19 protein-coding genes and 1 pseudogene are annotated in these 24,917 nt (G+C 61.0%); 3 read left to right on the plus strand and 17 right to left on the minus strand.

Annotated features, from left to right (window positions below):
• Positions 1-318: 318 nt before the first annotated feature.
• The 9 genes from hemE to QM748_RS15235 form a co-directional block, all read right to left on the minus strand.
• Positions 319-1,389: a uroporphyrinogen decarboxylase gene (gene hemE, locus QM748_RS15195; RefSeq protein ID WP_415247750.1), complete on the minus strand. Its 1,071-nt coding sequence runs from the start codon at positions 1,387-1,389 to the stop codon at positions 319-321.
• Between the two features lie 99 nt (positions 1,390-1,488).
• Positions 1,489-2,946: a TrkH family potassium uptake protein gene (locus QM748_RS15200; protein WP_415247751.1), complete on the minus strand. Its 1,458-nt coding sequence runs from the start codon at positions 2,944-2,946 to the stop codon at positions 1,489-1,491.
• A 15-nt stretch (positions 2,947-2,961) separates the two neighbouring features.
• Positions 2,962-4,365 (minus strand): Trk system potassium transporter TrkA, encoded by a 1,404-nt coding sequence (gene trkA, locus QM748_RS15205; RefSeq protein ID WP_415247752.1) that lies wholly within the window; start codon positions 4,363-4,365, stop codon positions 2,962-2,964.
• Positions 4,366-4,458: 93 nt separating this feature from the next.
• A complete protein-coding gene (locus QM748_RS15210) occupies positions 4,459-5,706 on the minus strand; it encodes a sigma-54-dependent transcriptional regulator (protein ID WP_415247753.1) in 1,248 nt (415 codons plus the stop codon).
• Between the two features lie 5 nt (positions 5,707-5,711).
• Positions 5,712-7,832, minus strand: coding sequence for an ATP-binding protein (locus tag QM748_RS15215; RefSeq protein WP_415248081.1), 2,121 nt, complete (start codon positions 7,830-7,832; stop codon positions 5,712-5,714).
• A gap of 29 nt (positions 7,833-7,861) precedes the next feature.
• Positions 7,862-8,443 (minus strand): DUF4390 domain-containing protein, encoded by a 582-nt coding sequence (locus tag QM748_RS15220; RefSeq protein WP_415247754.1) that lies wholly within the window; start codon positions 8,441-8,443, stop codon positions 7,862-7,864.
• A complete protein-coding gene (rsmB, locus tag QM748_RS15225) occupies positions 8,394-9,644 on the minus strand; it encodes a 16S rRNA (cytosine(967)-C(5))-methyltransferase RsmB (protein WP_415247755.1) in 1,251 nt (416 codons plus the stop codon). The genes QM748_RS15220 and rsmB overlap by 50 nt, the downstream gene beginning before the upstream one ends.
• A 186-nt stretch (positions 9,645-9,830) precedes the next feature.
• Positions 9,831-10,715 carry a polyamine aminopropyltransferase gene (gene speE, locus QM748_RS15230; RefSeq protein WP_415247756.1) on the minus strand — a complete coding sequence of 295 codons (885 nt, stop codon included), beginning with the start codon at positions 10,713-10,715 and terminating at the stop codon, positions 9,831-9,833.
• Positions 10,716-10,830: 115 nt separating this feature from the next.
• Entirely contained in the window at positions 10,831-11,601 is a 771-nt protein-coding gene (locus tag QM748_RS15235; RefSeq protein WP_415248082.1) for a sulfite exporter TauE/SafE family protein, read from the minus strand.
• A 518-nt stretch (positions 11,602-12,119) separates the two neighbouring features.
• Here QM748_RS15235 and QM748_RS15240 point away from each other — a divergent pair.
• Positions 12,120-13,289, plus strand: coding sequence for a carboxynorspermidine decarboxylase (locus tag QM748_RS15240; protein WP_415247757.1), 1,170 nt, complete (start codon positions 12,120-12,122; stop codon positions 13,287-13,289).
• A gap of 36 nt (positions 13,290-13,325) precedes the next feature.
• Positions 13,326-14,585: a saccharopine dehydrogenase family protein gene (locus QM748_RS15245; protein ID WP_415247758.1), complete on the plus strand. Its 1,260-nt coding sequence runs from the start codon at positions 13,326-13,328 to the stop codon at positions 14,583-14,585.
• A 77-nt stretch (positions 14,586-14,662) separates the two neighbouring features.
• On the opposite strand, the gene QM748_RS15250 is transcribed toward QM748_RS15245, so the two are convergent.
• On the minus strand, positions 14,663-15,769 hold the full coding sequence (locus QM748_RS15250; protein ID WP_415247759.1) for a Fic family protein: 1,107 nt from the start codon (positions 15,767-15,769) through the stop codon (positions 14,663-14,665).
• A gap of 362 nt (positions 15,770-16,131) precedes the next feature.
• On the opposite strand from QM748_RS15250, the pseudogene QM748_RS15255 reads away from it, so the two are divergent.
• Positions 16,132-16,326, plus strand: a pseudogene (locus tag QM748_RS15255) (ATP-binding protein); the annotation flags it as partial.
• Between the two features lie 84 nt (positions 16,327-16,410).
• On the opposite strand, the gene QM748_RS15260 reads toward QM748_RS15255, so the two are convergent.
• Genes QM748_RS15260 through QM748_RS15290 form a run of 7 tightly spaced genes read right to left on the minus strand, consistent with a single transcriptional unit; the run spans position 16,411 to position 24,916 of the window.
• Complete coding sequence (locus QM748_RS15260) at positions 16,411-19,509, minus strand: type I restriction endonuclease subunit R (protein ID WP_415247760.1); 3,099 nt, start codon at positions 19,507-19,509, stop codon at positions 16,411-16,413.
• On the minus strand, positions 19,506-20,546 hold the full coding sequence (locus QM748_RS15265) for a virulence RhuM family protein (protein WP_415247761.1): 1,041 nt from the start codon (positions 20,544-20,546) through the stop codon (positions 19,506-19,508). Before QM748_RS15265 ends, QM748_RS15260 begins: the two co-directional genes overlap by 4 nt.
• A gap of 16 nt (positions 20,547-20,562) precedes the next feature.
• A complete protein-coding gene (locus QM748_RS15270) occupies positions 20,563-21,690 on the minus strand; it encodes a hypothetical protein (RefSeq protein ID WP_415247762.1) in 1,128 nt (375 codons plus the stop codon).
• Between the two features lies 1 nt (position 21,691).
• On the minus strand, positions 21,692-22,903 hold the full coding sequence (locus tag QM748_RS15275) for a restriction endonuclease subunit S (protein ID WP_415247763.1): 1,212 nt from the start codon (positions 22,901-22,903) through the stop codon (positions 21,692-21,694).
• Positions 22,900-24,450, minus strand: coding sequence for a type I restriction-modification system subunit M (locus tag QM748_RS15280; protein ID WP_415247764.1), 1,551 nt, complete (start codon positions 24,448-24,450; stop codon positions 22,900-22,902). The genes QM748_RS15275 and QM748_RS15280 overlap by 4 nt, the downstream gene beginning before the upstream one ends.
• Positions 24,447-24,770 carry a hypothetical protein gene (locus tag QM748_RS15285; protein ID WP_415247765.1) on the minus strand — a complete coding sequence of 108 codons (324 nt, stop codon included), beginning with the start codon at positions 24,768-24,770 and terminating at the stop codon, positions 24,447-24,449. Before QM748_RS15285 ends, QM748_RS15280 begins: the two co-directional genes overlap by 4 nt.
• Positions 24,767-24,916 (minus strand): ATP-binding protein, encoded by a 150-nt coding sequence (locus tag QM748_RS15290; protein ID WP_415247766.1) that lies wholly within the window; start codon positions 24,914-24,916, stop codon positions 24,767-24,769. Before QM748_RS15290 ends, QM748_RS15285 begins: the two co-directional genes overlap by 4 nt.
• Position 24,917: the final 1 nt, after the last annotated feature.

Below are 24,917 nucleotides of genomic sequence, written 5' to 3' on the forward strand. Positions count from 1 at the left end.
CATTGGCGGGAAAACCGGCCTCGCGCTTGTCCACAAAACCTGTGGATAAGTTTGTGGGAAAGATGGGTGAATCGGCCTCAAACCGGCGCCAGTTCAGGCTTTCCGTCACATTGCCTTAACATTGTGCTTTTTTAATTCCCTTTGTTTTCAACAATTTATGAAAACAGTGGAATAAAACCGGAATCTGATGCCCATCCGCCCGGCGGAACGTGGCGATGTGCATAAGTCAAGCCTTCAAATGCTGATTTAGTGCTTGACAGGAAACGGCAGCCGCCTTTCGGAAAGCGGCCGCCGCGATGTTACCGGCCAGGCCTTCGATCAGCCCTGCGCGCGCAGCCTGCGGCTGTGTTCGTGCACGGTATCGACCAGCACCGTGACGTTGTCGGGCGGGGAGAACTGCGAGATGCCGTGGCCGAGGTTGAAGACGTGGCCCGGGTGATTGCCGAAGGAATCCAGCACGCGGCGGGTTTCAGCGGCCACGGTCTCGGGCGGGGCGAACAGCACGTTGGGGTCGAGATTGCCCTGCAGCGCGACCTTGTCGCCCACCAGCTGGCGGGCGCGGCCGATGTCCATGGTCCAGTCCAGGCCGACCGCGTCGGAGCCGATCGCGGCGATGGATTCCAGCCACAGGCCGCCGCCCTTGGTGAACACGATGCTGGGCACGCGCTGGCCGTCGCGCTCGCGGATCAGGCCGGACACCACCTGCTCCAGGTAGCGCAGCGAGAATTCGCGGTAGGCCGCTTCGGACAGCACGCCGCCCCAGGAGTCGAACACCATCACCGCCTGGGCGCCGGCTTCGATCTGGGCATTCAGATACTTCACCACCGCCTGCGCGGTGACGTCGAGGATGTGGTGCATCAGGTCGGGGCGGCTGTAGGCCAGGCTCTTGACCTTGCGGTAGTCGCTCGACGAGCCGCCTTCGACCATGTAGCAGGCCAGCGTCCACGGGCTGCCGGAGAAGCCGATCAGCGGCACGCTGCCGTCGAGCGCGCGGCGGATCTCGCTGACCGCGTCCATCACGTACTGCAGCTCGGCATGCGGATCGGGCGCGCTGAGGTTGCGGATCTCCCACTCGTCCTTCAGCGGACGCTCGAAGCGCGGCCCCTCGCCTTCGGCGAAGTACAGGCCGAGGCCCATCGCGTCCGGCACGGTGAGGATGTCGGAGAACAGGATCGCGGCATCGAGATCGTAGCGCGCCAGCGGCTGCAGCGTGACTTCGCAGGCCATCGCCGGGCTCTTGCACAGCTGCAGGAAGCTGCCGGCGCGCTTGCGCGTCTCGCAGTACTCCGGCAGGTAGCGGCCGGCCTGGCGCATCAGCCAGACGGGGGTGTATTCGGTGGGCTGGCGCAGCAGCGCGCGCAGGAAGGTGTCGTTCTTGAGACGGCTCACGTCGAGTCCTTTATGGCGGTCGTTCGGGCACAAGCCGCGATTATCGCCCGTTGACCGTCCGGATGGGCTTGTTGCGCGTCAAACAGGCCCGGAATCGCCTCAGCGCCGCCAGAAAGCCGGCGTCAGCACGACGAGCACGGTGAAGATCTCGAGCCGGCCGAGGATCATCGTGAACGCCAGCACCCACTTGTGGAACATCGACAGCGCCTGGTAATTGCCGCCCGGTCCGACCCCTGCCAGGCCGGGACCGGTGTTGTCGAGGCAGGCGACCACGGCGGAGAAGGCGGTCAGCAGCTCCAGCCCGGTGGCGGCAAGGATCAGCGTCAGGCAGGTGATCGACACCATGTAGGTGAAGCTGAAGCCGAGCACCGCATGAAGGATGTTCTCCGGCACCGACTGCCTGCCGATGCGCACCGGCTGCACCGCGTTGGGATGCAGCGAGCGCACGGTCTCGCGCAGCACCTGCTTGTACAGGATGATCGCCCGCATCATCTTGACGCCGCCGCCGGTCGAGCCGGAACAGGCGATGAAACTGCCGAGGAACAGCATCCAGACCTGGGCGAACATCGGCCAAGCGGAATAGTCCTCGATGACCAGACCGAGCGACGTCGAGATCGACACGACGTGGAAGGCCACGCTGCGCAGGGTGTGGAGCGGATGGTCGTGGCTCTGCCAGTACAGCAGGTAGATCGTCAGCATGACGATGCTGAAGGCCAGCACGCCGAAATAGAACGGAATCTCCGGATCGCGCGAATAGGGCCGCAGCGAACGGCGCACCAGGGCGAGATAGTGGGTGGCGTAGTTGAGGCCGGCCAGCAGGGCGAACACCATCGCCACCAGCTCGACGTTCAGGCTGGCGAAATGGCCGAGCGAAGCGTCCTTGCTCGAGAAGCCGCCCAGGCCGGTGATCGAGAAGGCATGGATCAGCGCGTCCCAGCCGCCCATGCCCGCCCCCCACAGGCTGAAGCCGCAGGCGACGGTCAGCAGCATGTAGGCCAGCCACAGGCCCTTGGCGGTCTCGGTGATGCGCGGCGTCAGGCTGGAGTCCTTCATCGGCGTCGGCACCTCGGCCTTGTAGACCTGGCGGCCGCCGATGCCGAGCAGCGGCAGGATCGCCACCACCAGCACGATGATGCCCATGCCGCCGATCCAGTGCATCTGGGTGCGCCAGACGTTGATCGAGATCGGCAGGTCGTTGACGCCGGACAGCACCGTGGCGCCAGTGGCGGTGAGGCCCGATACCGCCTCGAAGTAGGCATCGGTGAAGCTCAGCGCCGGCATGTAGCTCATCAGCGGCAGCGAACCGAACAGCGGCAGGATCGCCCAGGTGGCGACGACGAGGAAGAAGCCGTCATGCACCCGCAGGTCGCGCCGTACGCCGCGCGTGGCGAGCCACAGCAGCAGGCCGGCGGCGAAGGTGGCGAACAGCGCCTTGTCGTAGGCCAGCGCCGCGCCGTCGTCGAGCCATAGCGACACACAGAGCGGGAAACCCATCAGCAGGCCGAAGATCATGATGATCAGGCCGAGCGCATTCAGCGCAGGACGGTAGGCGCGCATGTCCGATCTGCCGTGTCAGAGGAAGTGGAAGCCCACCTGGAAGACCTTCTCGACCTTGCGCACCAGGTTCTTGTGGGTACAGAACACGATGACGTGGTCGTTTTCCTCGATCACCGTGTCGTGGTGCGGCATGATCACCTCGCGCCGCAGCAGGCGGCCGTCGTCCCGCTTCACCTCGCGCACGATGGCACCGATGGTCGCGCCCTTGGGGAAGGGAATCTCCTCGATCGTCCGCCCCACCACCTTGGAATCCTTGCGGCTGCCGTGGGCGATGATCTCCAGCGCCTCGGCGGCGCCGCGCCGCAGGCTGTGCACCGCCACGACGTCGCCGCGGCGCACGTGCGCGAGCAGGGTGCCGATCGAGGTGTGGGCGGGCGAGATGGCGATGTCGATCGGCCCGCCCTGCACCAGGTTGACGTAGCTGCGGCGGTTGATCAGCGCCAGCGTGCGGCGCGCGCCCATGCGCTTGGCGAGCGAGGCCGACATGATGTTGTCTTCCTCGTCGTTGGTCAGGGCGACGAACAGGTCGGTCTCGTCGATGCCTTCATTCTCGAGCAGCTTCTCGTCGGTCGAATCGCCGCGCAGCACCAGCGCGCGCGACAGCTGGCCGGCCAGCAGCTCGGCGCGCTCCTGCCGCGTCTCGATGATCTTGACGTGGTAGTTGTCCTCGATCGACTGCGCCAGGCGAAAGCCGATGTTGCCGCCGCCGGCGATCATGATCCGCCGCATCGGCTTGTCCGAACGCCGCAGCTCGCGCATCACCTGGCGCACATGCACGGTGGCGGCGAGGCAGAAGACTTCGTCGTCCGGCACGATGACGGTATCGCCCTGCGGGATGATCGGCACGCCGTTGCGGTAGATGGCGGCGATGCGGACCTCGACGTTTGGCAGGTGGAACTTCAGCGCCTTCAGCGGATGCCCGACCAGCGGTCCGCCTTCGAAGGCGCGCACGCAGATCAGGCTGAGCACGCCGCCGGCGAACTCCAGCACCTGCAGGGCTTCGGGAAAGGCGATCAGGCGCTCGATGTAGTCGGTGACGACCTGCTCGGGGCAGATCGAAAAGTTGACGGCGAAATTGTCCTCGTCGAGCAGCTCGGGGTAGTCGACGTAGTCGGTCGAGCGCAGCCGCGCGATGCGCGTCGGCAGGTTGAACAGCGCCTTGGCGATGCGGCAGGCGCAAAGATTGGTCTGGTCGGACTGGGTGACGGCGATCAGCAGGTCGGCATCATCGGCACCGGCTTCGCGCAGCACCCTGGGGGATGCTGCATTGCCACAAACAGTACGTACCTCGAGCCGGTCGCGCAGTACCCCGAGGCTGTCGGGACTGGTGTTGACGACGGTGATGTCGTTGGCTTCGGAAGCCAGGTTTTCCGCCACCGAGGCGCCGACCTGGCCGGCACCGAGAATGATGATCTTCACCGAACGCTTCCGCAGTACGTATCGGAGAGGATTCTACGCTGCCCTGCACAATCGCGGAACAGGATTGTTGCGGTGCAACAATCCTGTAATGACTCAGCTCTCCTCGTGCCGGCGCCCCGCCTGCAGGCCGAGCTGCTTGAGCTTGCGGTAGAGATGGGTGCGCTCCAGCCCGGTCTTCTCGGCCAGGCGCGTCATGTTGCCGGCTTCCAGCCGCAGGTGGTGCTCGAAGTACAGGCGCTCGAAAGCTTCGCGCGCCTCGCGCAAGGGCTGGTCGAAGGACACGCCGATCGAGCTGGCCGCAGCGTCCGGCGGCAGCAGGCGGCGCACTTCTCCGGCGCCGATCTCCTCTTCCAGCGTGCCGAGCGCAAGCGATTTCACCGCTGCGCGCAGTTCGGCATAGCCGCCCGGCCACTGCAGGTTGCGCACCTGGTTGAGCGCGGCGGTCGAGAAGCGGCGCAGCGGCACCTCGCCGCCTTCGACCAGGTGCAGCAGGATCTGGCTGGCGAGCTCGGGCAGGTCATCGCGTACGTCGGCGATCGACGGCGGCGCCAGGCTGACTTCGAACAGCCGCGACACCAGCGCTTCTTCCCAGCCTTCGGCCAGCAGCGCCTCGGCGTTGCGGTCGGTAGCGGCCACCAGGCGCAGGTCGTAGCGGTCGAGGCGATCGACGGCAAAAGCCAGGTTCTTCTGCTGCGCGCGCGACAGGCGCGCCAGTTCGCCGACGAACAGCACGCCGCCCTGGGTCGCCTGCAGCTGGCTGATGTCGAGCGGCACCGAGACCGCAGCGAGGTCGAGCCAGGCCGCGCGGCCATTGTTGACGCTGCGCGCGACCAGTTCGGCGAGGCTGCCCGCGCCCACCCGCAGCAACAGCAGGCGCGAGCTGCTGGCGATCTGTTCGACGCGGCGGCGCAGTTCGCGCAGCGGCACCGAACGGGTGAAGGCCGCCAAGGTCAGCGGCGCCGGCGCGCCGGGTGCGAGCGGACGCTGCAGGCCGCGCTTGACGGCCGCCAGCAGCTTCTGCAGCGCGATCGGCTTTTCCAGGTAGTCGATCGCACCAATCCGCGTCGCTTCGACCGCGGTATCGATGGTGCCGTGGCCCGACATCATCACCACCGGCATGTTGAGCTGGCCGTTCGCCGCCCATTCCTTCAGCAGCGTGATGCCATCGGTATCCGGCATCCAGATGTCGAGCAGCACGATGTCCGGCCGCCCGGCATTGCGCATCGCCCGCGCCACCGTGGCGTTCTCGGCGAGCAGGATGTCGTAGCCCTCGTCGCGCAGGATCTCCGACAGGAGCTCGCGGATGCCGATTTCGTCGTCAACGATGAGTATCTTTGCCATTGTGTTCAGTCTTCGTCATTCGTTTCGGCCGGACGCAGCCGGATGCGGATCTCCGCCCCGCCGCCATCGAGATTGCTCAGGCGGACGTCGCCGCCGTGCTCATCCACGATCTTCTTGACCATCGCCAGGCCCAGCCCGGTGCCGCGCGACTTGGTGGTGAAATAGGGCTCGAAGGCGTGCGCCAGCACTTCGGCCGGGAAGCCCGGACCGTTGTCGCGGAACAGCAGCACCACGCGCTCGCCCTCGCGCCGGGTGATCACCCTGGCCTTGCCATCCTCCACGCCGGCCAGCGCATCCTGCGCATTCTGCAGCAAGTTGTGGATGACCTGCCGAAGCTGGCTGGCGTCGCCCTGCACGCGCGGCAGATCGGCGGCAAGTTCGGGGCGGATCAGCGATGCGGCGCTCTCGTAAAGGTTGAGAATCTCCCGGATCAGCGCATTGAGGTCGATCACCGCCAGTTGGGGCGCGGGCAGGCGTGCATAGTCGCGGAAGGCGTTGACCAGGTTCTTCATCGCCTCGACCTGGTTGACGATCGTCGTCGTGCCCCGCTCCAGCATCTCGCGGCCGCCGTCGTCGAGCTTGTCGGCGAGCTTGAAGGCCAGCCGCTCGGCCGACAGCTGGATCGGCGTCAGCGGGTTCTTGATCTCGTGCGCCAGCCGCCGCGCCACCTCGCCCCAGGCTGCAGTGCGCTGCGCGGCGATCAGGTGCGAGATGTCGTCGAACACCACCACCAGGCCGCCGCCGCTGGCCTCGGGTAGGCGCGAACCATGGACCAGCAGCGTCAGCGGCGTACTGTCCTTCACCGGCAGCTCGATCTGGGTCTGCCAGTCGCCTTCGTTGGCAGCGAACCCATCGAGCAGCGCATCGCGGAAGTGCTCCAGGCGCGGCCATTCGGCCAGCGTGATGTCCTCGAAGCCTGCCAGGGCGTCGTCCAGGATCTGCGCTGCGCCATGGTTGGCTGCCCGCAGCCTGCCGTCGGGCGAAAAGGCGAGCACGCCGGTTGACAGGTTGGCGAGCACGCTTTCCAGGTAGGCACGCGCCGACTCCACCGCGGCGCGGCTGCGTTCGGCAGTCTCCCGCGCGTCTTCGAGCTGGCGCGTCATGCGGTTGAAGGACTGGGTCAGCACGCCGAGTTCATCACGCGCCGGCAGCGTCTGGCGCTGGCTGAAGTCGCCCTGCGCCACCGCCTGCGTGCCTTCGGCCAGGATCAGCAGCGGCGCCGCCAGGCGGCGGGCGATGATGAAGGCGGCGGCCACCGCCGTGAGCAACGCCAGCAGCAGCGTCATCGTCAGGGTCAGGGTATAGATGCGGTTCAGGCCCTCGCGGCCGAGCGTGAGCTGCTGGTATTCGCGATAGGCGTCCTGCACCGCCTCGGCGTGCCGACCGAATGTTTCGGGCACGGCCTGGGTCAGCTGCAGCAGATTGGGCTCGCCCGCCAGTGTGCGCAGCGGAATCTGCGTGATCACGCGAATCACCAGGCGGCCGTCGGGCTGGCTCTCGACCGCGTGGAACACGCGTACTCCGCGCGCCTGGCGCAACTGGTTGGCGCTGGGCAGGTCGGGGATCAGGCCGGCGGAAGCATCGGCCGCCATCGCCAGGATCTGGCCGTTGGCCGTCAGCACGGTGGCGCCGCCGACCGCCGACTGCTCGCGCAGGCGGTTCAGCAGCGCCGGCGAAATCCGCTCCACGCCTTCGAGTTCCAGCACCATGTCGGACGCCTTGTCGCTGACCTGGCCGACGAGATAGTCGAGCGCGTTCTGGCCGAGCGCAATGCCGCCTTCCAGCGCGGATTCCACCCGCACGTCGAACCAGGTCTGGATGCTGCGCACGACGAACTGCAGCGACACCGCATACACGACCACGCCCGGCACCACGCCCATCAGCGCGAACATCAGCACCAGGCGGTACTTGAGCCGCGAGCCGAACTGGCGCGTGCGGTACTCGCGCCACAGCTGGCGCAGCTGCACGCCGACCAGGCCGGCCAGGGCAACGACCAGCACGCCGTTGAGGGCGAACAGGTAGGGATAGCTGCTGACGAAGAGCTCGGTGTTCGAACTGGCCGAAGTCAGCAGGAAAAGCGAGATCGCGGCCAAGGCCGCCGCGATGATGAGCAGGAAGCGCTTCATCGCTGGCCCGCCACCCCAGGCAGGAAGGTTCACGTGACCCAGTCCGTACCCAGGTTCCAGTCACGGCCGCCGAGCGCCGTCACCTGGAAAGGCTTGGGCAGCTGGCTGGTGTCGAGCCTGAAGCGCAGCGCCACTTCGTGCGACTGGCCGGCGGCAAGCTGCGAGCTGTCGGCGATCTGCCAGTTGCGCACGCGCTGCATGGTACGCACGGCCGCATCGAGATCATCGAAGCTCTGGTGGAAGCTGCCGATCGACAGCCGGTAGCTGCGGGTGATGGCGTGGTAGGACAGGCGGTAGTGCAGGCTGCGGTTGACGACGACTTCGTTCAGCCAGTACCAGCGCGGCCGTTCGATGCGCAGCTCGGTGGTGAAATACAGCGACACCCCGCGCGTCACCGCATCGGCAAGGCGGGAATTGAGCTCGATGTCGATGTCGGCATTGAGCACATAACCGCCATCGCCCCGCACGATTTCCGCGCTGCGGATGCGGGCATCATCGGCGCGCGCGGCAGGCAGGAAGACGAGCAGCACCAGCAGCGTGCAGCAGACACGCAGCAGGCGCTCAAGCCTTCTTGTGCAGGCGGGCGAAATAGAAGCCGTCATGATCGGCATCGGGCAGCAACTGGCAATCTGGAAAACCGTCGATGGGATCGGATTCGGCATCGGCGTGGCGGCGGAGGAAGGCGGCAAGCTGTGCCGAGTTCTCCTGCCCGAACACCGAGCACGTGACGTAGAGCATTGTGCCACCCGGAGCCAGGGTCTGCCAAAGCGCATCGAGGATGCGGGCCTGCTGGGCGGCAAAACCGGCGATGTCCTCGTCGCGGCGCAGCCACTTGATGTCGGGGTGGCGGCGCACCACGCCGGACGCCGAGCACGGCACGTCGGCCAGGATGCGGTCGAACGGACGCCCGTCCCACCAGTCGCCCAGCCTGGCGCAGTCGGCGACCTGGATCCCTGCCTCCAGGCCCAGGCGGTCGAGGTTGGTCCGAATGCGCTGGGCACGCTGCGGGTCGAGCTCCAGCGCCAGCAGTTCGATGTCGGCCAGCTCCAGCAGATGGGCGGTCTTGCCTCCCGGCGCGGCGCAGGCGTCGAGCACACGCTCGCCGGCCCGCGGCGCCAGCAGCCGGGCCGCATGCTGGGCGCCGGCATCCTGCACCGACACCTTGCCCTCGGCAAACCCCGGCAGGCGCCCAACCGGCACCGGCTGAGCCAGCAGCAGTGTCTGGCCGCTGACGGCCCGTACCTCGATGCCGGCAGCCTCCAGTTCGGCGACGACCGCATTCACCTCCGCTCGCCGCCGGTTCACCCGCAGCGCCATCGGTGGACGCTGCCTGCCGGCTTCCAGGATGTCACGCCAGTGCTCCCGATGATCCGCCCTCACCCGCGTGATCCACCAGCGTGGGTGTGCATTGCGCGCCTCTTCGTCGGCCTCGACCCAGGTCGGCCATTGCCCGCGCTGGCGCAGAGCGTTGCGCAGCACCCCATTGACCATGCCCTTCAGTCCCGGCATCGCCACCGCCGCAGCCTGCACCGTCTGATCCACGACCGTATGCGCCTGCTCCGGCCGCTGCTCGAGCCGCGTCAGCGCGACCAGCAGCAGACCGTGAATGATCACGGCCGGCGGGGTATGCAGGAACTGCTGCAGGATGACGTCACCCGCCCCATAACCCCGCAACGTCGACCAGGCCAGGTCGCGCACCGCACCGCGAGTGGCATCCGGCCAGCCAGCATGATCCGCAGCCATACGCTCGAAGGCGTCGGTCAGGTTGCTGCCTTCCATCACGCTGGCAACGAGCTCGGCCGCGCGCAGCATGGCGTAACCGAGGCTGTCTTCGAGCAGCGTGGGACGCGGGGCGGATACAGCACGGCGCCCGGACGAAGATGAACGGCCACTTGCCAAGCTGCGAGGGCGGGATTGCGGGGGCGCCTCACGCGGGCGCCTGGGTGGGGAAGAACTCACTGGATGTCGAAGCCTTGCGGCGCACGCCGCCGGCCTTCGTCAGGCCAGCAGGGCACGCAGATGATTGGGAAGCGCGAACTGCGCGTGATGTAGCGCGCCATTGTAATGTTGAAGCTCTCCGATCAGCCGTTCCGAGATGCGGCGATCGATCTCGCCGGCGTGCACCGCGAGCGGATCGAGCCGGTCGGAGGCCGTCGCCAGCCCCCACAGGCTGCCATACAGGGGAATATGGACAAGATAAGGCCGCACGCAGGCGAACACCCGGCGCAGGCGCTGTACCAGGCTGCCGACCCGTTCGGGCTGGAAGAAAGGCGCGCCCAGATGCAGGCTCAGCACCCCGCCTTCAGCAAGCAGGGCACGGCAGGCATGGAAGAAGTCCTCGCCATACAGCGCCTCGGCCACCCCTTCCGGATCGGTCAGGTCTAGCACGATCAGGTCATAGCGGCTGGCAGCGGCCTGAGCATCGAGGGCGACGTAGCCCAGGCCATCACCAATCCGGAGATCGACGCGCGGATCATCGAGGGCACCATGGTGCACCCCATGCAGATAGCGGCGCGAGATGTTGACGACCTTCTCATCGAGTTCGACGATCTTCACATGTTCGATCGTCGGATACTTCAACAACTCCTCGGCCGAACCGCCGTCACCGCCACCGATGACCAGCGCCCGCTTCAACCCGTCATGCGCCATGCCGGGCACGTGGATCAGGTTCTCGTGGTAGAGAAACTCGTCCCGCTCCGAGCTCATGAAGCAGCCGTCGAGGCGGAACAGGCGACCGAAGCGCGGCGTTTCCCAGACCTCGTAACGCTGGAAACTTGATTCGCCAGCCTCCAGTAGACGTCCTGCCTTGATGAAGTATCCGGCGTCCTCGCTCAGCCACTCGGACAACAGCCCTTCCAGCGAAAGGGGTTTCGTATCAGCCATGCTGCTGATCTCCCATTGACCAATAGCGCTCGGTGGATTGCATCAATTCAGATGTCCGGCTGGCAGCAGGACATGAGGAGCCGGCATTACTTGTTCCACGTGAAACAAACCCCTGTCAGCGAAAGAACGTATCGTAGGCAAGCCGCGCGATCAGCACCGTCACCACGGCCAGGAACATCTTGCGCACGAAACCGGAGCCGCGCTTCAGCGCCATGCGTGAGCCGACGATCGCACCGCAGAGATTGCATAGTGCCATCACCAGACCCAGCTTCCACATCAATTCGACCGTGCTGGCGAAGTAGGTAATCGCCGCCAGATTGGTCGATACATTCAGGACTTTTGCCGACACCGAAGCACGCAGGAAATCCATGCCCAGCAAACGAATGAACAGAAAGATCAGGAAGCTGCCCGTGCCCGGCCCGAAGAAGCCATCATAGAAACCGATCACCCCACCGATGCCCAGCGCCAGCACTGCCGAACGTGCCCCATGTACCGGCTCGACGGAGACCGCCCCCAGATCCTTACGCACGAATGTGTAGAGCGCAACGAGAACAAGCAGCACCAGAATCAGCGGACGCAGCACGGCGGGATCGAGAAACGCCACGGCTTTGGCACCGAACCAGGATCCTATCAGCGCCGAGACAGCGCCTGGCCCGACTACCCGCCAGGGTATCTGCACCTTCCGCCCGTACTGGATGGCCGCACTCGCGGTGCCGACGATGCTGGAAAGCTTGTTGGTGCCAAACAGGATTGCCGGTGCAGTGTGCGGAAAAGCCGCAAGCAAGGCAGGAATCTGGATCAAGCCACCCCCGCCGACCACAGCATCCATGAAGCCGGCAAACATCGCGGCGAGGCCTAGCGCCAGGAAAAGAAATTCGGAATCCATCATTTGTTTCACGTGGAACACATCGGGGTGTCGTCAACTCGAGGAGCCGGCACACAACGCGTGACGCCCATTCTCCCCGGCATCGAGCGCCTGCGATCTTACCCGCAACGGCACGTACCACGCAGCGGATTGGGGCACCCAATCGCATCCACTGTGGATATCCTGCAGAGAGCCAATGGAAACAATGACTTGAGCCAATAAGGGCCTTCGCATAGAATGGCGCGTCCGGCACCCCCGCCGGGCCATCTGCTGGTTGGAGAGGACGCCATGTCAATAGACGCCCTATTCCAATTGGGGATCGTCTCAGTTCGCCTGAACACCTCCCAAACGGAAAACCACTCGAGACCGCGATTTTCGCAAGGGTCTGAATACTGCTTGCCCGTCGTGCGCATCAGCTGTCATCGCACGCCTCTCGATCTCAGGCCATTCACGTGCAGGCCGTGCCCGGCTCTGCACCACCGCCGAATACCCCATTGAATCTGGCCTTTCCGGCCAGTGCCTTTACGCACATCCGCAGCATGCACAGCACGCTGCGGCCCGATTCATTTGCGCCTCGCTTTGCAGAGGTGCAGTTTGGTTATTTCGACATCGTGATCCAGACACCTTACTACCTGATCGACAAATCACGCCTGCTGAAGAACATGCAGCGCATCGACGTCGTCCGCAAGCAATCGGGCGCCAAGGTCCTGCTCGCGCTCAAGTGCTTCGCGACATGGTCGGTCTTCGACCTGATGCGTGACTACATGGACGGCACCACCTCATCCTCACTGTGCGAAGTGCGGCTGGGGCACGAGAAATTCGGCGGCGAAACCCATGCCTACAGCGTGGCCTGGGCCGACCACGAAATCGACGAAGTCGTCTCCCACGCCGACAAGATCATCTTCAACAGCCTGAGCCAGTTCGAACGCCACGCCGGCCGCGCTGCCGGCAAGCCGGTCGGCCTGCGCCTGAACCCCGGCGTCAGCAGCTCCGGCTACGACCTCGCCGACCCAGCCCGTCCCTTCAGCCGCCTGGGTGAAGCCGATCCTGCGCGCGTCGCGCCCTTCATCGGCCGGATCAGCGGCTTCATGATCCACAACAACTGCGAGAACCGCGACTTCGCCCGTTTCGACGCCCTGCTCGGCGAGATCGAAACGCGCTTCGGCACCCTGCTCTCGCAGGTCGAGTGGGTAAGCCTGGGCGGCGGCATCCACTTCACCGCCGATGACTATCCGCTGGACACCTTCTGCGCCCGTCTGCGCAGCTTCTCGGAACGCTACGGCGTGCAGGTCTATCTGGAGCCGGGCGAAGCCGCGATCAGCGACAGCGCCAGCCTGGAGGTCAGCGTGCTGGACACCCTGTACAACGGCAAGCAACTGGCCGTGGTGGACGCCTCGATCGAGGCCCACATGCTCGACCTCCTGATCTACCGCCTGCAGGCCCGTGTCGAACCCAATGCAGGCCCGCACCGCTACCTGATCTACGGAAAATCCTGCCTGGCCGGCGACATCTTCGGCGAATTCGATTTCCCGCAAGCGCTCGAAATCGGCCAGCGGCTGTCGATCCGCGATGCCGCCGGCTACACGATGGTCAAGAAGAACTGGTTCAACGGTCTGACCATGCCCTCCATCGTCGTGCGCGAACTCGACGGCACGGAACGGGTGGTACGCCAGTTCGGCTACCACGACTACGCAGACAGCCTGTCCTGAGCGCAAGCCAGGCATTCCATCGCAAGGAGCTGACAGATGAAACCCAATGTCCTCATCATCGGTGCCGGCGGCGTGGCCCATGTGGTCGCGCACAAATGCGCACAGAACAACAAGCAGTTCGGCGACATCCACCTCGCCTCCCGCACGCTCGGCAAATGCCAGGCGATCATCGATTCGGTGCACGCCAAGGGCAGCCTGCAGCGCCCCGGCGTGCTGCGCGCCCATGCGCTGGATGCGCTGGACGTGCCCGCCACCGAAGCCCTGATCCGCAAAACCGGCGCACGCATCGTCATCAACGTCGGTTCGGCCTTCCTGAACATGTCGGTGCTGCAAGCCTGCCTGCACACCGGCGCAGCCTACATCGACACCGCCATCCACGAAGACCCGGCCAGGATCTGCGAAACGCCACCCTGGTACGGCAACTACGAATGGAAGCGGCGTGATGCCTGCAAGGCCGCCGGCGTCACGGCCATCCTCGGCGCCGGTTTCGACCCCGGCGTGGTCAACGCCTACGCCCGCCTGGCCTGCGACGAATACTTCGACCGCATCGACGCCATCGACATCATCGACATCAACGCCGGCCGCCACGACCGCTACTTCGCCACCAACTTCGACCCCGAGGTCAATTTCCGCGAATTCACCGGCACCGTCTGGTCGTGGCAGGACAGGCAATGGACGCCCTCGAAGATGTTCGAATACCGCAAGGACTGGAACCTGCCCGTGGTCGGCAAGCAGACCGCCTACCTCACCGGCCACGACGAACTGCACTCGCTGTCGCAAAACCTCGACGTGCCCAACATCCGCTTCTGGATGGGCTTCAGCGAGCACTACATCAACGTCTTCACCGTGCTCAAGAACATCGGCATGCTGTCCGAAAAGCCGGTGCGCACCGCCGAAGGCCAGGAAGTCGTGCCCCTCAAGGTGCTCAAGGCCGTCCTCCCCGACCCCGCCTCGCTCGCCCCCGCCTACACCGGCAAGACCTGCATCGGCAACATGGTGCGCGGCGAGAAGGACGGCAAGGAACGCACGGTATTCATCTACAACATCTGCGATCACGCAGAGAATTACCGTGAAATCGGCAGCCAGGCGATCTCCTACACCGCCGGCGTCCCCGCCGTCGCCGCCGCGCTGCTGATCGCCGACGGCACCTGGGACGTGCGCCGCATGGCCAACGTCGAAGAACTGCCGCCTCGCCCCTTCCTCGCGCTGATGGCGAAGATGGGCCTGACGACCCGGGTGCGGGAAGGTGAACGCGACGTGCTGCTGGAGGAGCAGGCGGAAACGGTGGGGGTGTAAGGACTGGAAATGGACTGCTTCGTGGATCGAGGCTGTCCTTCCGCTGAGCTATCCGGAAATTCCGGATAGCTCAGTCATCAATGTTCTCCTTGAGCCAGCAACTGCACTAACGGCACGTTGATGAAGTACAGATGCTTGCCTTGGCTATGCTCCTGCACCAAACCCACCTGTGCCAGTTGCCGAAGATAGCGCGCCGCCGTTTGCCGTGTGATACCCAAATCGCGCTGCACAAACTCGATACGCGTGTAGGGATGACGAAACAAGTTGTTGAGTAAATCCTGGGAATACAACTTTGGCAAGTTTGTGCGCATGCGGCGCTTGGTCTCGGCCATCAACTCGCGCATGCCACCCACCAGTTGCACGGCACGCCGAGCCGTCTCCGCCACCGCGCACAGCATAAATCTTACCCAGTCGTGCCACGCAGCCGCATTCGGTGTCTCGTCGCGCACTGCCTGCAACAAACGGTAGTAGTCCCCCTTGTGCTGGTTGATATAGCGCGACAAATACAAAACCGGCGTATCCAATAAACCAGCCTGCACCAGATACAGCACGCACAGAATCCGGCCAATGCGGCCATTACCGTCACTGAAAGGGTGAATACTCTCGAACTGGTGGTGAATCAGAGTCATTTTGATGATCGGGTCCAAGTCACAGACAGTTTCATCGTTGATAAAGCGTTCCAAGGCTTGCATATGCGCCAGCACGCTTGCACCGTCCTGCGGTGGCACGAACACCGTAGCCCCCGTCCTTTCATTCTTCAGTACGGTACCTCCGCTGGAACGAAAGGCTTCGCTGCTATTCTTGAGCAATTGAAACAGCCCTATCAGCGTTCCGTTGCTCAAAATGCCTTGCTGCTCCCGCATGCGTTCGAACCCGTGCATCAGCGCCTCGCGGTAGCGAGATACCTCCTTCGCTGCAGGTGACATCCATTCCGCGATGTGCAGATCAGCCTGAAACAGTTCGTCCTGGGTCGTCACGTAACTCTCGACCTCCGAACTGGCTTTGGCCTCTTGCAATGCCAAGGTATTGATCAGAATTCCCTGGTTCGGAATGCTTGCGGCACACCCCTTCAGCTCCGCCAGATGGCGGTGCGCCGTCACCAATACTTTGAGGAGTTCCGGCGTATGGAAATCCACACCCGCTGGGGGCAACTCGGGGATGACGTAGTTGCCTTGCAGGGCCATGTCAGGACTCCATTCGATTCAACACGCGAATTATGTATGAGAGCATGCTTCATGTTCTAATTTTACGTATTTTTTAACATGAAAAACAACTTATGTTAAAAAATGCTCTCACTACTCGCTCACTTCCCGATGCAGAAGTGGCGTTTTCTCCGCATGACGTTGTTTTTAAGGGAGTTTTTGAACCCCATCGACGCGCTTGGATCTATTCTTGGATCAAAAAATCAAGCGTGTCTCTTGGTAGCGGCGGATGGCCCTCCCTGGACACTTCCCGCTCTCCCATTACCGATGCGATGCATTAGCAGACGACCTGATCAGTGGCAGCGAAACCGGCCATCGACGTTCGCCAACGTCCAATGCGCTGCAATCTGTTCTTCAACGTGGTGGCCAAGCGCTACGAGCGAGGCTCAATGGTGCTCACGAGCAACCTGCCGTTCACGCAGTGGGCAAGCGCCTTCGCGGACGACCAGACGCTGACGGCGGCAATGCTGGACCGCCTACTGCATCATGCCCACATCGCCGACCGTGGCGCTGACACACAAACAACTCGCCCAAGATAATGCCGCACGGCAAAGAATCAGCCGAGAACTTGGGCATGAGCGGATCCAGATTACAGCGGTGTATCTTGGACGATAGATTACTTTTCAGATTGATCCGCCTACGCCCTTAAATTTCTCCACGAACGCAGCGATCTTCTGGAAGACGCTTTGCTTTTTCGTCAGGTATTGCGGGTTGAGTGGGCTCATCTTGGGCAAAAGCGCGTTGAGTTCAGTACCGTTTTCGCTGGCAAATTCGCGCTTGAGCGAAGTGGAGATATACCGCTTGGCCGCCTCGGGATTCAGGTTCTCGGCCTCGATCAGTTCCTGTGCCTCGTGTTGTTGCTCGGCCTGGGCAAAGCGGAAGAAAGCCTCGATCACACTGGTCTTGTCGCCCAGCCTGTCCAAGTCAGTCTGGTTTATGAAGTCCACCACCAGGCTTTCCTTGGCGCGGTTACCCAGGCTGGCACGGATTACCCGGCGCACCTCCTCGACCAAGGCCACCTTGTCCTTGGTCTTCTTGTTCTTCTCGAAGATCAATTCCAGGATGTAGTCCAGGTTGATTTCCTGCGACTTGAGCAGGTCTACCTCGAACACCACATCATCCCAGTCGATGCTGGATTTCTCTTTTTCCGCCGAGGCTTTCTCCCGGCGCAGCCAGTCGCGGATGTCGTTGTAGGTGGAACGGTAATCCTGGATTTTTCGATCGGCAGGAATGTGGATCGCCTGCAATGCAGCCAAATCGTCGTCGCTCAGGTAGCACTTCGCCTTGAAGTCCTCCACCGCCTGCGGGTCGCTCGTGTCGATGTTCTGCAAGGCTTTCAGGCTGCCGAATTCATCATAGTTTTGCAGCACGTTCTCCACGCGCAAGTATTCGCCGAACAGTTTGGCAAACGCCTTCTTGTCGGATTCCTTGAGGATGTTCGACGGGTCGGGAAAGCGCTGCTCCAGCTCACTCACCACGTCGATGAAACCGCGCCGGGCCTCGCCCGTGGCTGCGTCGGTGAAGCCATCCATGTATTCGGTGTAGCTTTTCTCCAGCACCACATTGCGGGTGTTCTTGTCGCCGAACAGGGTAATGGCATCGATGGTCGCCTGCTCCAGATCGCGGAAGGTGACGACGTTACCGAAGGTCTTGGTGGCGTCAAAAATGCGGTTGGTGCGCGAATAGGCCTGGATCAGGCCGTGGTAGCGCAGGTTCTTGTCCACGAACAAGGTATTCAGCATGGGCGCATCGAAGCCGGTCAGGAACATGCCGACCACAATCAGCAAATCGACATCCTGCTCTTTGACGCGCTTGGCCAGGTCGCGGTAGTAATTCTGAAAGCCCTTGCTGTCCACGCTGAAGCTGGTCTTGAACATCGCGTTGTAATCGGCAACGGCTGCGCTCAGGAACTCCTTCGCACTGCTGTCCATGGCCGAGACTTCAAAGCCTTCGTCCGCGATGTCGCCCACCGCGTCCTGCTCCTCGTTGGCGGCATACGAGAAGATGGTGGCGACTCTCAAAGGCTTGTCGCCGTCCTTCTGCTGGGTCTTGAAGGCTTCGTAGTAGAACTTGGCCGCATCCACGCTGCTCACGGCAAACATAGCATTAAACCCCTTGGCACCCGCTTGCAGGCGGTGGGTCTTCTGCCGGAAGTTGCTCAGGATGTACTGGGTGATTTCGCGGATGCGATCCGGGTGCAGCAAGGCCTGCCGGTTTTCCGCCGCGCTGAGCTTCTTCTCGTCCTGCTCGGTTTCGATGGCCTTGAACTGCGGACGTACATCGTTGTAGTCCACCTTGAACTTGAGCACCTTTTCGTCGCGGATGGCATCGGTGATGACGTAGGAGTGCAGTTCCCGGCCGAACACGCTGGCGGTGGTGTCCGCGCCCAGCGCGTTTTGCGGGAAGATCGGCGTGCCGGTGAAGCCGAACTGGTAAAACCTCTTGAACTTCTTCTTCAGGTTCTTCTGCGCCTCGCCAAACTGGCTGCGATGGCATTCGTCGAAGATGAAAACCACCTGCTTGCCGTAGATCGGCAGGTCGTTTTCGCTCTTCATCAGGTTGTTGAGCTTCTGGATGGTGGTGACGATGATCTTGTTGTCGTCCTTGTCCAGATTACGCTTCAGCCCGGCGGTGCTGTCCGAGCCATTCACGCTGTCAGGCGAAAAGCGCTGGTATTCCTTCATGGTCTGGTAGTCCAGATCCTTGCGATCCACCACGAAAAACACCTTGTCGATGAAATCCAACTCCGTCGCCAGGCGAGCGGCCTTGAAGCTGGTCAGGGTCTTGCCCGAACCCGTCGTGTGCCAGACATAGCCGCCACCTTCGGTACTGCTCCAGTGTTTGGCCAGCCGGGCACTCTTGATCTTCCACAAGATACGTTCGGTCGCGGCAATCTGGTAGGGCCGCATCACCAGCAGGGTATTGCCGACATCGAACACCGAATAGGTCAGAAGCACATTGAGCAAGGTGTGCTTCTGGAAGAACGTGGCGGTGAAGTCCTTCAAGTCCTTGATCGGGCTGTTGTCGGCCTGCGCCCAATTCATGGTGAAGTCGAAGCTGTTCTTGTTGCGCTGCGTGGTGTTGGCAAAGTAGCGCGTGTCGGTTCCGTTGGAGATGACGAAGAGCTGCAAATACCTGAACAGGGAATGCTCGCTGTTGAAGCTCTCCTTGCTGTAGCGGTGCACCTGATTGAAGGCTTCGCGGATGGCCACGCCACGCTTCTTCAATTCCACCTGAACGAGCGGCAGGCCGTTGACCAGCACCGTGACGTCATAGCGGTTGGCGTGGCTGCCGGTTTGCGCGAACTGCTTGACCACCTGCACCTTGTTGCGGGCGATGTTCTTCTTGTCGAGCAGGTAGATGTTCTGGATGCGGCCATCATCGAACACGAAGTCATGGATGTAGTCATCATGAATCTTGCGGGTTTTCTCGACGATGCCATCGCTGGGTTTGTCCAGCCAGCTTTCCACAAAGCGCGTCCATTCGCCATCCGAGAATTGGGCGCTATTCAGGGTTTGTAATTGCTCACGGACATTGCCCAGCAAGCCTTGCTGTGTTTTCAGGCCGGGCAGGTATTCATAACCCTGATTGACCAGATCCTGGACGAACTCGCGCTCCAGGTCGCCTTCGCTTTGGTAGCTTTCGGCGACCTTCCACTCCTTGGCGTACCTATCAAGGACGATGAAGTTGTTCGACTCGGCGATGGTTTTGTAGTCAGTCATTTCTGTGCACCCTTCTTGTGCAACAGCTTTTTAACGGTGCGGTCGAAGTCGGATTCGATGCGCTGCTGCTTGTTGAATTTCTCGTACTCGGCAATGGCTTTGGCATCGGCATCCGTGCGCTTGACCTTGCCGTAGCCTTCCAGAATTTTGTATTCGTTGAAGGCCAGAAACTTGTTCACGCTCTCGGCAAAGCTCTCCATAGTGAAGGTGGTTCGCCGCTCGATGATGCCTTCGATGTAGTCAAAGAAGCCGGAAACCGCCCGCTCCAACTGCTTGATCTCTGCCTCGCAGAGATAGTTTTTCGCCACCGTGGCATCGGACTTCAATACCCGGCCATGCGGGGCATTCTTGTAGGTGCTCATGCCCATCAGCGGCTTGTCGGCATCGGCCTTGCTCTGAATGATTTCAGCCGCCGTATGGCCGGTGATGGCGTAATGGAACTTGTCCTGTACATGCGCATAAAACAACTGCGTGGTGACGGATTTTGGATCGTAGTCGATACTGCATTCGGCAAAAATATCGGTGATCTGCTGGTAGACGCGCCGTTCACTGGCGCGGATGGAACGCACCCGCTCCAGCAATTCTCGGAAATAGTCCTTACCGAAGTAACGGCCATTTTTCAGCCGCTCATCATCCATGGCAAAGCCCTTGATGATGTATTCCTTGATCAGCGCCGTGGCCCAGATGCGGAATTGGGTGGCCTGCGCCGAATTGACCCGGTAGCCGACCGAGATCACCGCATCAAGGTTGTAATACTTGACCTTGTGGGTCTGGGTTTTGCCTGCAATGGCGCCGTGCTCAGTGGTGTTTTCCAGAATGGAAACAACCACTTCTTCCTGCAACTCATTGCTTTCAAAGATGTTTTTCAGGTGCTTGGAGATGGCAGGCACACCAACCCCGAACAGTTCGGCCATGCGCTCCTGCGTCAGCCAGAGGGTCTCGTTACCGAGCAGCACCTCCACCTTGATTGCGCCGTTGGGCGCGGTGTAAAGCAGAAACTCGGTGGTTTGATCTTGAAAGCTGATTAGATTAGGCACGACGACCCTCTTTGATTTAGTTCTGCTGCCAATAGCTATAGTTGTCGATCAGGTTGTCCAGCAGGAATTTGACTGTCTGCTTTTCTTGCGGCGTCGGCTCGGCAACCGCTTCATTGGACAAAGTGCTATGGCTGGTGAATTGGATGATGCGATTCAAATAGGTCTGCTTGTCGTCCGGCAGTAGTTCCGACCACTGTGGGTAACCCAGGAAGCTGGCAGTTTTCTCATAGAGATTGCGCAGTAGTGTGAAGTGATAACGTTCAACCTGATTAGCGGCAATCGCCTGCTCAAGGGTTTTCCTGAGATGCAGGTGATAGGAAAAACTCTTGTTGGAATCTCCCTTCTTTTCCACAAGAGCGAAGGTGCCATCCTCAAGCCGCTCCAGTAAATAGCAGATCTTGGAGTTGAGTTCGTTGTAGACCACGTTGTAGAACAACGGGCTGTGGGTGGTGATGATGAACTTCAGATTGGGGGGACTGGTCTTGATCATCCCCGCCAGATTGACAGCCAGCTCGATCAGGTGGTTTTCGTCCAACGAACTCACCGGATCGTCGATGAATACATATTCAAGCTGGTCGAACTGTCGGGTTTCACGATCTTCCGGTTCCGCGACATTGAGCACACTGATGGCTTGATCCAGTAGCGTATAGAAGACGCTCCAGATGAAGTTGCTCTCTTCGCCTTTCGATATCTTGATATTGCCGGAGCTTTCATCATCGCCACGCTCCAGCGAAAAGGTGACTTCGGAAAAATCTTCGCTGAAATGTGGGGTCAACTTGTCGTTGGCATAGCGCTGGAAGTATCTGACGATATTTCCGTCCTGCCCCAATTCCCTGAGCAGCGCGAGCAACCAGTCGGTAAACGAATTGGGCTGAATCCGCAGCCTGGGAGCGGCATCCAGCGTCAGATCGTTGTCCCAATAGAACAAATCTTCGGTGAAAGCGCTGTAGTAGAGAATCTTGCTGCGTGACGACGCGGGCTGATCGGTGGCGCCTTCTTCGCCGTCCTCGTTCTTGGGGGCAACAAGCTGCTTGAATTCGCGGGAAAGGCGCGTTTTTCCCATGCCATTGAAGGCATAGATCAACTGCACTTTTTTGTCAGCGTCTCTCAGTTGTTTGGCAACTTCGGCGAGCGTCTTGCCCATGTTATGCGGCTTCCTCCAACTCCACGAAGTTCAACAGCTTGTCGCGGTAATGCGTGTACTGCTTGCGGCGCAGTTCGATTTCGCGAGGCAGGCCTTCGCTGATGGAGTTGGTCAGGGTGTCGAACTTATCGAGGATGGCAGCGATACGTTCTTGTTCTTCGAGTGGGGGCAAGAGCACTTTCAGATTCTTTAGAAGCCCACCAGTTACCAGAGGCTGGCCACCGCCGACGGCATATTGGTTCAAATTCATGTGAGTCAACTGATGGAATGCGAAGCGCACATTCCATTCTGGGCTTGGTCGAACGATGAGCGTATTGTCGGATACGTCGAAGTTGCCACTAACTGCATTGACTAAACCTGCATTAGCACCTACGCGAGCTACAAGAAGTGCATCTCCCGAGTAGGCCGGCTCATCCGAGTAACCAAGAAGACCCGTCGAGCCATAGACGGGATAGTCACCCTCGCTCATTCGACGCTTGTTTCTACCCGAAACAATAGTGGTTGTAATCTCACTCAAGGCTGTTATCCTTGCTTGCTTGCTTGCTTGCTTGCTTGCTTGCTTGCTTGCGCTATTCTCACGTTCGTCGAACGTGAGAAGCGCGTCGCGGTAATACTTGTATTGCCGCCGACGCGCCTCCAGCTCCGCCTCCAGCTCCGCCTCCAGCTCCGCCTCCAGCTCCGCGAAAGTATCAAGAATTTTTGCAATTTCGCGCTGGATTTCGAGTGGCGGTACCGGAATGCGAATCTTCGCAAGTGCATCACCGGAGATGCGACGGACTTTTAACCCTGTTATGTATTTTCTCTTCTGATCCTGGAACTGGGCAGATTGGAAGAAATACGATACATACTTCGGGTCGAGCGTATGGCGGTAGATGTGAGCATCTCCGCTGACCGCAATCTCGGTACTTCCTAGCCAAGCCACTGCTTTCGCTACAGCTTCGTCGTCTTCACTGGTCGTTGCAATTACAAGATTGCCAGGCTTGGCCTTTCGTAACCGTGAGGCAAACTCCTCAGTTACAAATGATTTCGTTACGGTCGTCCATGTACCGTAGTGGGTATGAATCTGGCCATAGTGAATGGCGCCAATCCCAGTCGCTACGAAATCGCTTTTTTGAAGGCCATTGCCGCGGATAAAATCGCCGACTTCGCCGAGAAATTTGAATTGCACGCCATTTTGGCAATGTAAGGCGAGGAGATCTTCAATGCGATTCATGCTTTTTTACCTTCAATATCGGCCACGATGGCATCGATCTCCGCCCGCAGCTTGTCAATCCGAGCAACGATGATTTTCAGTTCGGCATTGACCTGGGCGATGTCCACCACTTCGCGGGTGTCCTTGGTTTCCACGTAGCTACTGACCGACAGGTTGTAGTCATTGCCGGCTATCGCCTCGTAATCCACCAATTTGGCGAGGTGCGCTACGTCGGCTTTGTTGTTGAACACCTGCATAATCTGTTCGATGTGCTTGTCAGACAGTTCGTTGTTGTTGGTTTTCTTGTCGAACAGGCCGCTGGCGTCGATGAACTGGGTCTTGGCGTCGGTCTTGTGCTTGGACAGCACCAGGATGTTGACGGCGATGGTGGTGCCGAAGAACAGGTTGGGGGCCAGCGCGATCACCGTTTCCACATAGTTGTTGTCCACCAAGTATTGGCGGATTTTCTGTTCCGCCCCCCCCCGGTAGAAGATGCCGGGGAAGCAGACAATGGCGGCACGGCCCTTGCCTGAGAGGTAGTGCAGCGCGTGCAGCACGAAGGCGAAGTCGGCCTTGGACTTGGGCGCGAGCACGCCGGCCGGGGCGAAGCGGTCGTCGTTGATGAGGGTGGGGTCATCCCCGCCGATCCACTTCACCGAATACGGCGGGTTGGAGACGATGGCGTCGAAGGGCTTTTCGTCGCCGAAATGCGGGTTGCGCAGCGTGTCACCCAATTGGATGTTGAACTTGTCGTAGTTGATGTTGTGCAGGAACATGTTCATCCGCGCCAGGTTGTACGTGGTGTGGTTGATTTCCTGGCCGTAGAACCCGTCTTCGATGATGTGTTCGTCGAACTGCTTCTTGGCTTGCAGCAGCAGCGAGCCAGAGCCGCAGGCGGGGTCATAGATCTTGTTAACACTGGCCTGCTTGTGCATGGCCAGCCTTGCGATCAGCTTGGAGACGTTCTGCGGGGTGAAGAACTCGCCACCGGACTTGCCGGCGTTGGCGGCGTAGTTGGAGATGAGGAATTCGTAGGCATCGCCGAACAGGTCGATGTGGCTGGCATCGAAGCCACCGAAGTCAAGTTCAGCCACGCGTTTGAGCACGGCGGCAAGGCGGGCGTTCTTCTCCTTGACAGTATTGCCGAGGCGGTTGCTGGTGGTGTCGAAATCGGCGAACAGGCCCTTGATGTCGTGCTCGGACGGGTAGCCGCTGGCCGAGCTTTCGATGGCAGCAAAGATGCGGGCCAGATCGGTATTCAGGGTTTCGTTGCCATGGGCGCCGCCGGCCACGTTGGCGAACAACTGGCTGGGATAGATGAAATAGCCCTTGGTCTTGATGGCATCGTCCTTGATGTCAGCGGTGATGACGCTGTCAGCCAGTTTGGCGTACTGGATGCTGTCGTCACCGCCTTCGATATAGCTGGCAAAGTTCTCGCTGATGAAGCGGTAGAACAGGGTGCCAAGGACGTATTGCTTGAAGTCCCAGCCATCGACCGCGCCGCGCACGTCATTGGCGATCTGCCAGATCTGGCGTTGCAGGGCAGCGCGTTGTCGGGTGCTTGTCATGCGGTGCTTCCTGTTTCAATGGGTTTGGTTCGGGTTTGACTCAAACAGAAGATGTGAGCCAAAGAAAATATTTCGCCACGACAATGGGTTAGCCGGGATTCCAGCCGGTTTGGCGCATGGCTTTGGCGCAAACTTGGCGGATAGTCGGCGTTTTGAGCCAAATCAAGGCAGGCGATAGAGAGTCCGCTTGCTATCGCCCAATCTTGATTGCCTGTGGTCGATAGAAACCTTTGATTCATCGGGCTGGTGCCGGTGTATCGCTCAATCTCTATCGTCCATCTATCACCGATATGGAGAAATTTGTCTGATAGCCAGTTCATAACACCGCCCAATGCCGTTCGGTCAGTTCCGGCGCGGGCCGGCCCTGCGACAGCAACACCTCGGACATCTTGTCGAAGCCACTACCTTCCCGCTCCATAAGCTTGAGATCGTGAAACAGGCGGGCAAGGTGCCCTTCCTGGCTCATC

Origin of the sequence: Thauera sp., from assembly GCF_047601425.1 — a bacterium.
Taxonomy (GTDB): Bacteria; Pseudomonadota; Gammaproteobacteria; order Burkholderiales; family Rhodocyclaceae; genus Thauera.

What these genes read in the sequence shown, in the direction of transcription:
- QM748_RS15200 (WP_415247751.1), bottom strand. Translation starts at nt 2,946, where the DNA reads ATGCGCGCCTACCGTCCTGCGCTGAATGCGCTCGGCCTGATCATCATG.
- QM748_RS15210 (WP_415247753.1), bottom strand. Translation starts at nt 5,706, where the DNA reads ATGGCAAAGATACTCATCGTTGACGACGAAATCGGCATCCGCGAGCTC.
- QM748_RS15215 (WP_415248081.1), bottom strand. Translation starts at nt 7,832, where the DNA reads ATGAAGCGCTTCCTGCTCATCATCGCGGCGGCCTTGGCCGCGATCTCG.
- QM748_RS15220 (WP_415247754.1), bottom strand. Translation starts at nt 8,443, where the DNA reads ATGCCGATCATGACGGCTTCTATTTCGCCCGCCTGCACAAGAAGGCTT.
- rsmB (WP_415247755.1), bottom strand. Translation starts at nt 9,644, where the DNA reads ATGCTGCGCGCGGCCGAGCTCGTTGCCAGCGTGATGGAAGGCAGCAAC.
- speE (WP_415247756.1), bottom strand. Translation starts at nt 10,715, where the DNA reads ATGGCTGATACGAAACCCCTTTCGCTGGAAGGGCTGTTGTCCGAGTGG.
- QM748_RS15235 (WP_415248082.1), bottom strand. Translation starts at nt 11,601, where the DNA reads ATGGATTCCGAATTTCTTTTCCTGGCGCTAGGCCTCGCCGCGATGTTT.
- QM748_RS15240 (WP_415247757.1), top strand. Translation starts at nt 12,120, where the DNA reads ATGCACAGCACGCTGCGGCCCGATTCATTTGCGCCTCGCTTTGCAGAG.
- QM748_RS15245 (WP_415247758.1), top strand. Translation starts at nt 13,326, where the DNA reads ATGAAACCCAATGTCCTCATCATCGGTGCCGGCGGCGTGGCCCATGTG.
- QM748_RS15250 (WP_415247759.1), bottom strand. Translation starts at nt 15,769, where the DNA reads ATGGCCCTGCAAGGCAACTACGTCATCCCCGAGTTGCCCCCAGCGGGT.
- QM748_RS15260 (WP_415247760.1), bottom strand. Translation starts at nt 19,509, where the DNA reads ATGACTGACTACAAAACCATCGCCGAGTCGAACAACTTCATCGTCCTT.
- QM748_RS15270 (WP_415247762.1), bottom strand. Translation starts at nt 21,690, where the DNA reads ATGGGCAAGACGCTCGCCGAAGTTGCCAAACAACTGAGAGACGCTGAC.
- QM748_RS15275 (WP_415247763.1), bottom strand. Translation starts at nt 22,903, where the DNA reads ATGAATCGCATTGAAGATCTCCTCGCCTTACATTGCCAAAATGGCGTG.
- QM748_RS15280 (WP_415247764.1), bottom strand. Translation starts at nt 24,450, where the DNA reads ATGACAAGCACCCGACAACGCGCTGCCCTGCAACGCCAGATCTGGCAG.
- QM748_RS15285 (WP_415247765.1), bottom strand. Translation starts at nt 24,770, where the DNA reads ATGAACTGGCTATCAGACAAATTTCTCCATATCGGTGATAGATGGACG.
- QM748_RS15290 (WP_415247766.1), bottom strand. Translation starts at nt 24,916, where the DNA reads ATGAGCCAGGAAGGGCACCTTGCCCGCCTGTTTCACGATCTCAAGCTT.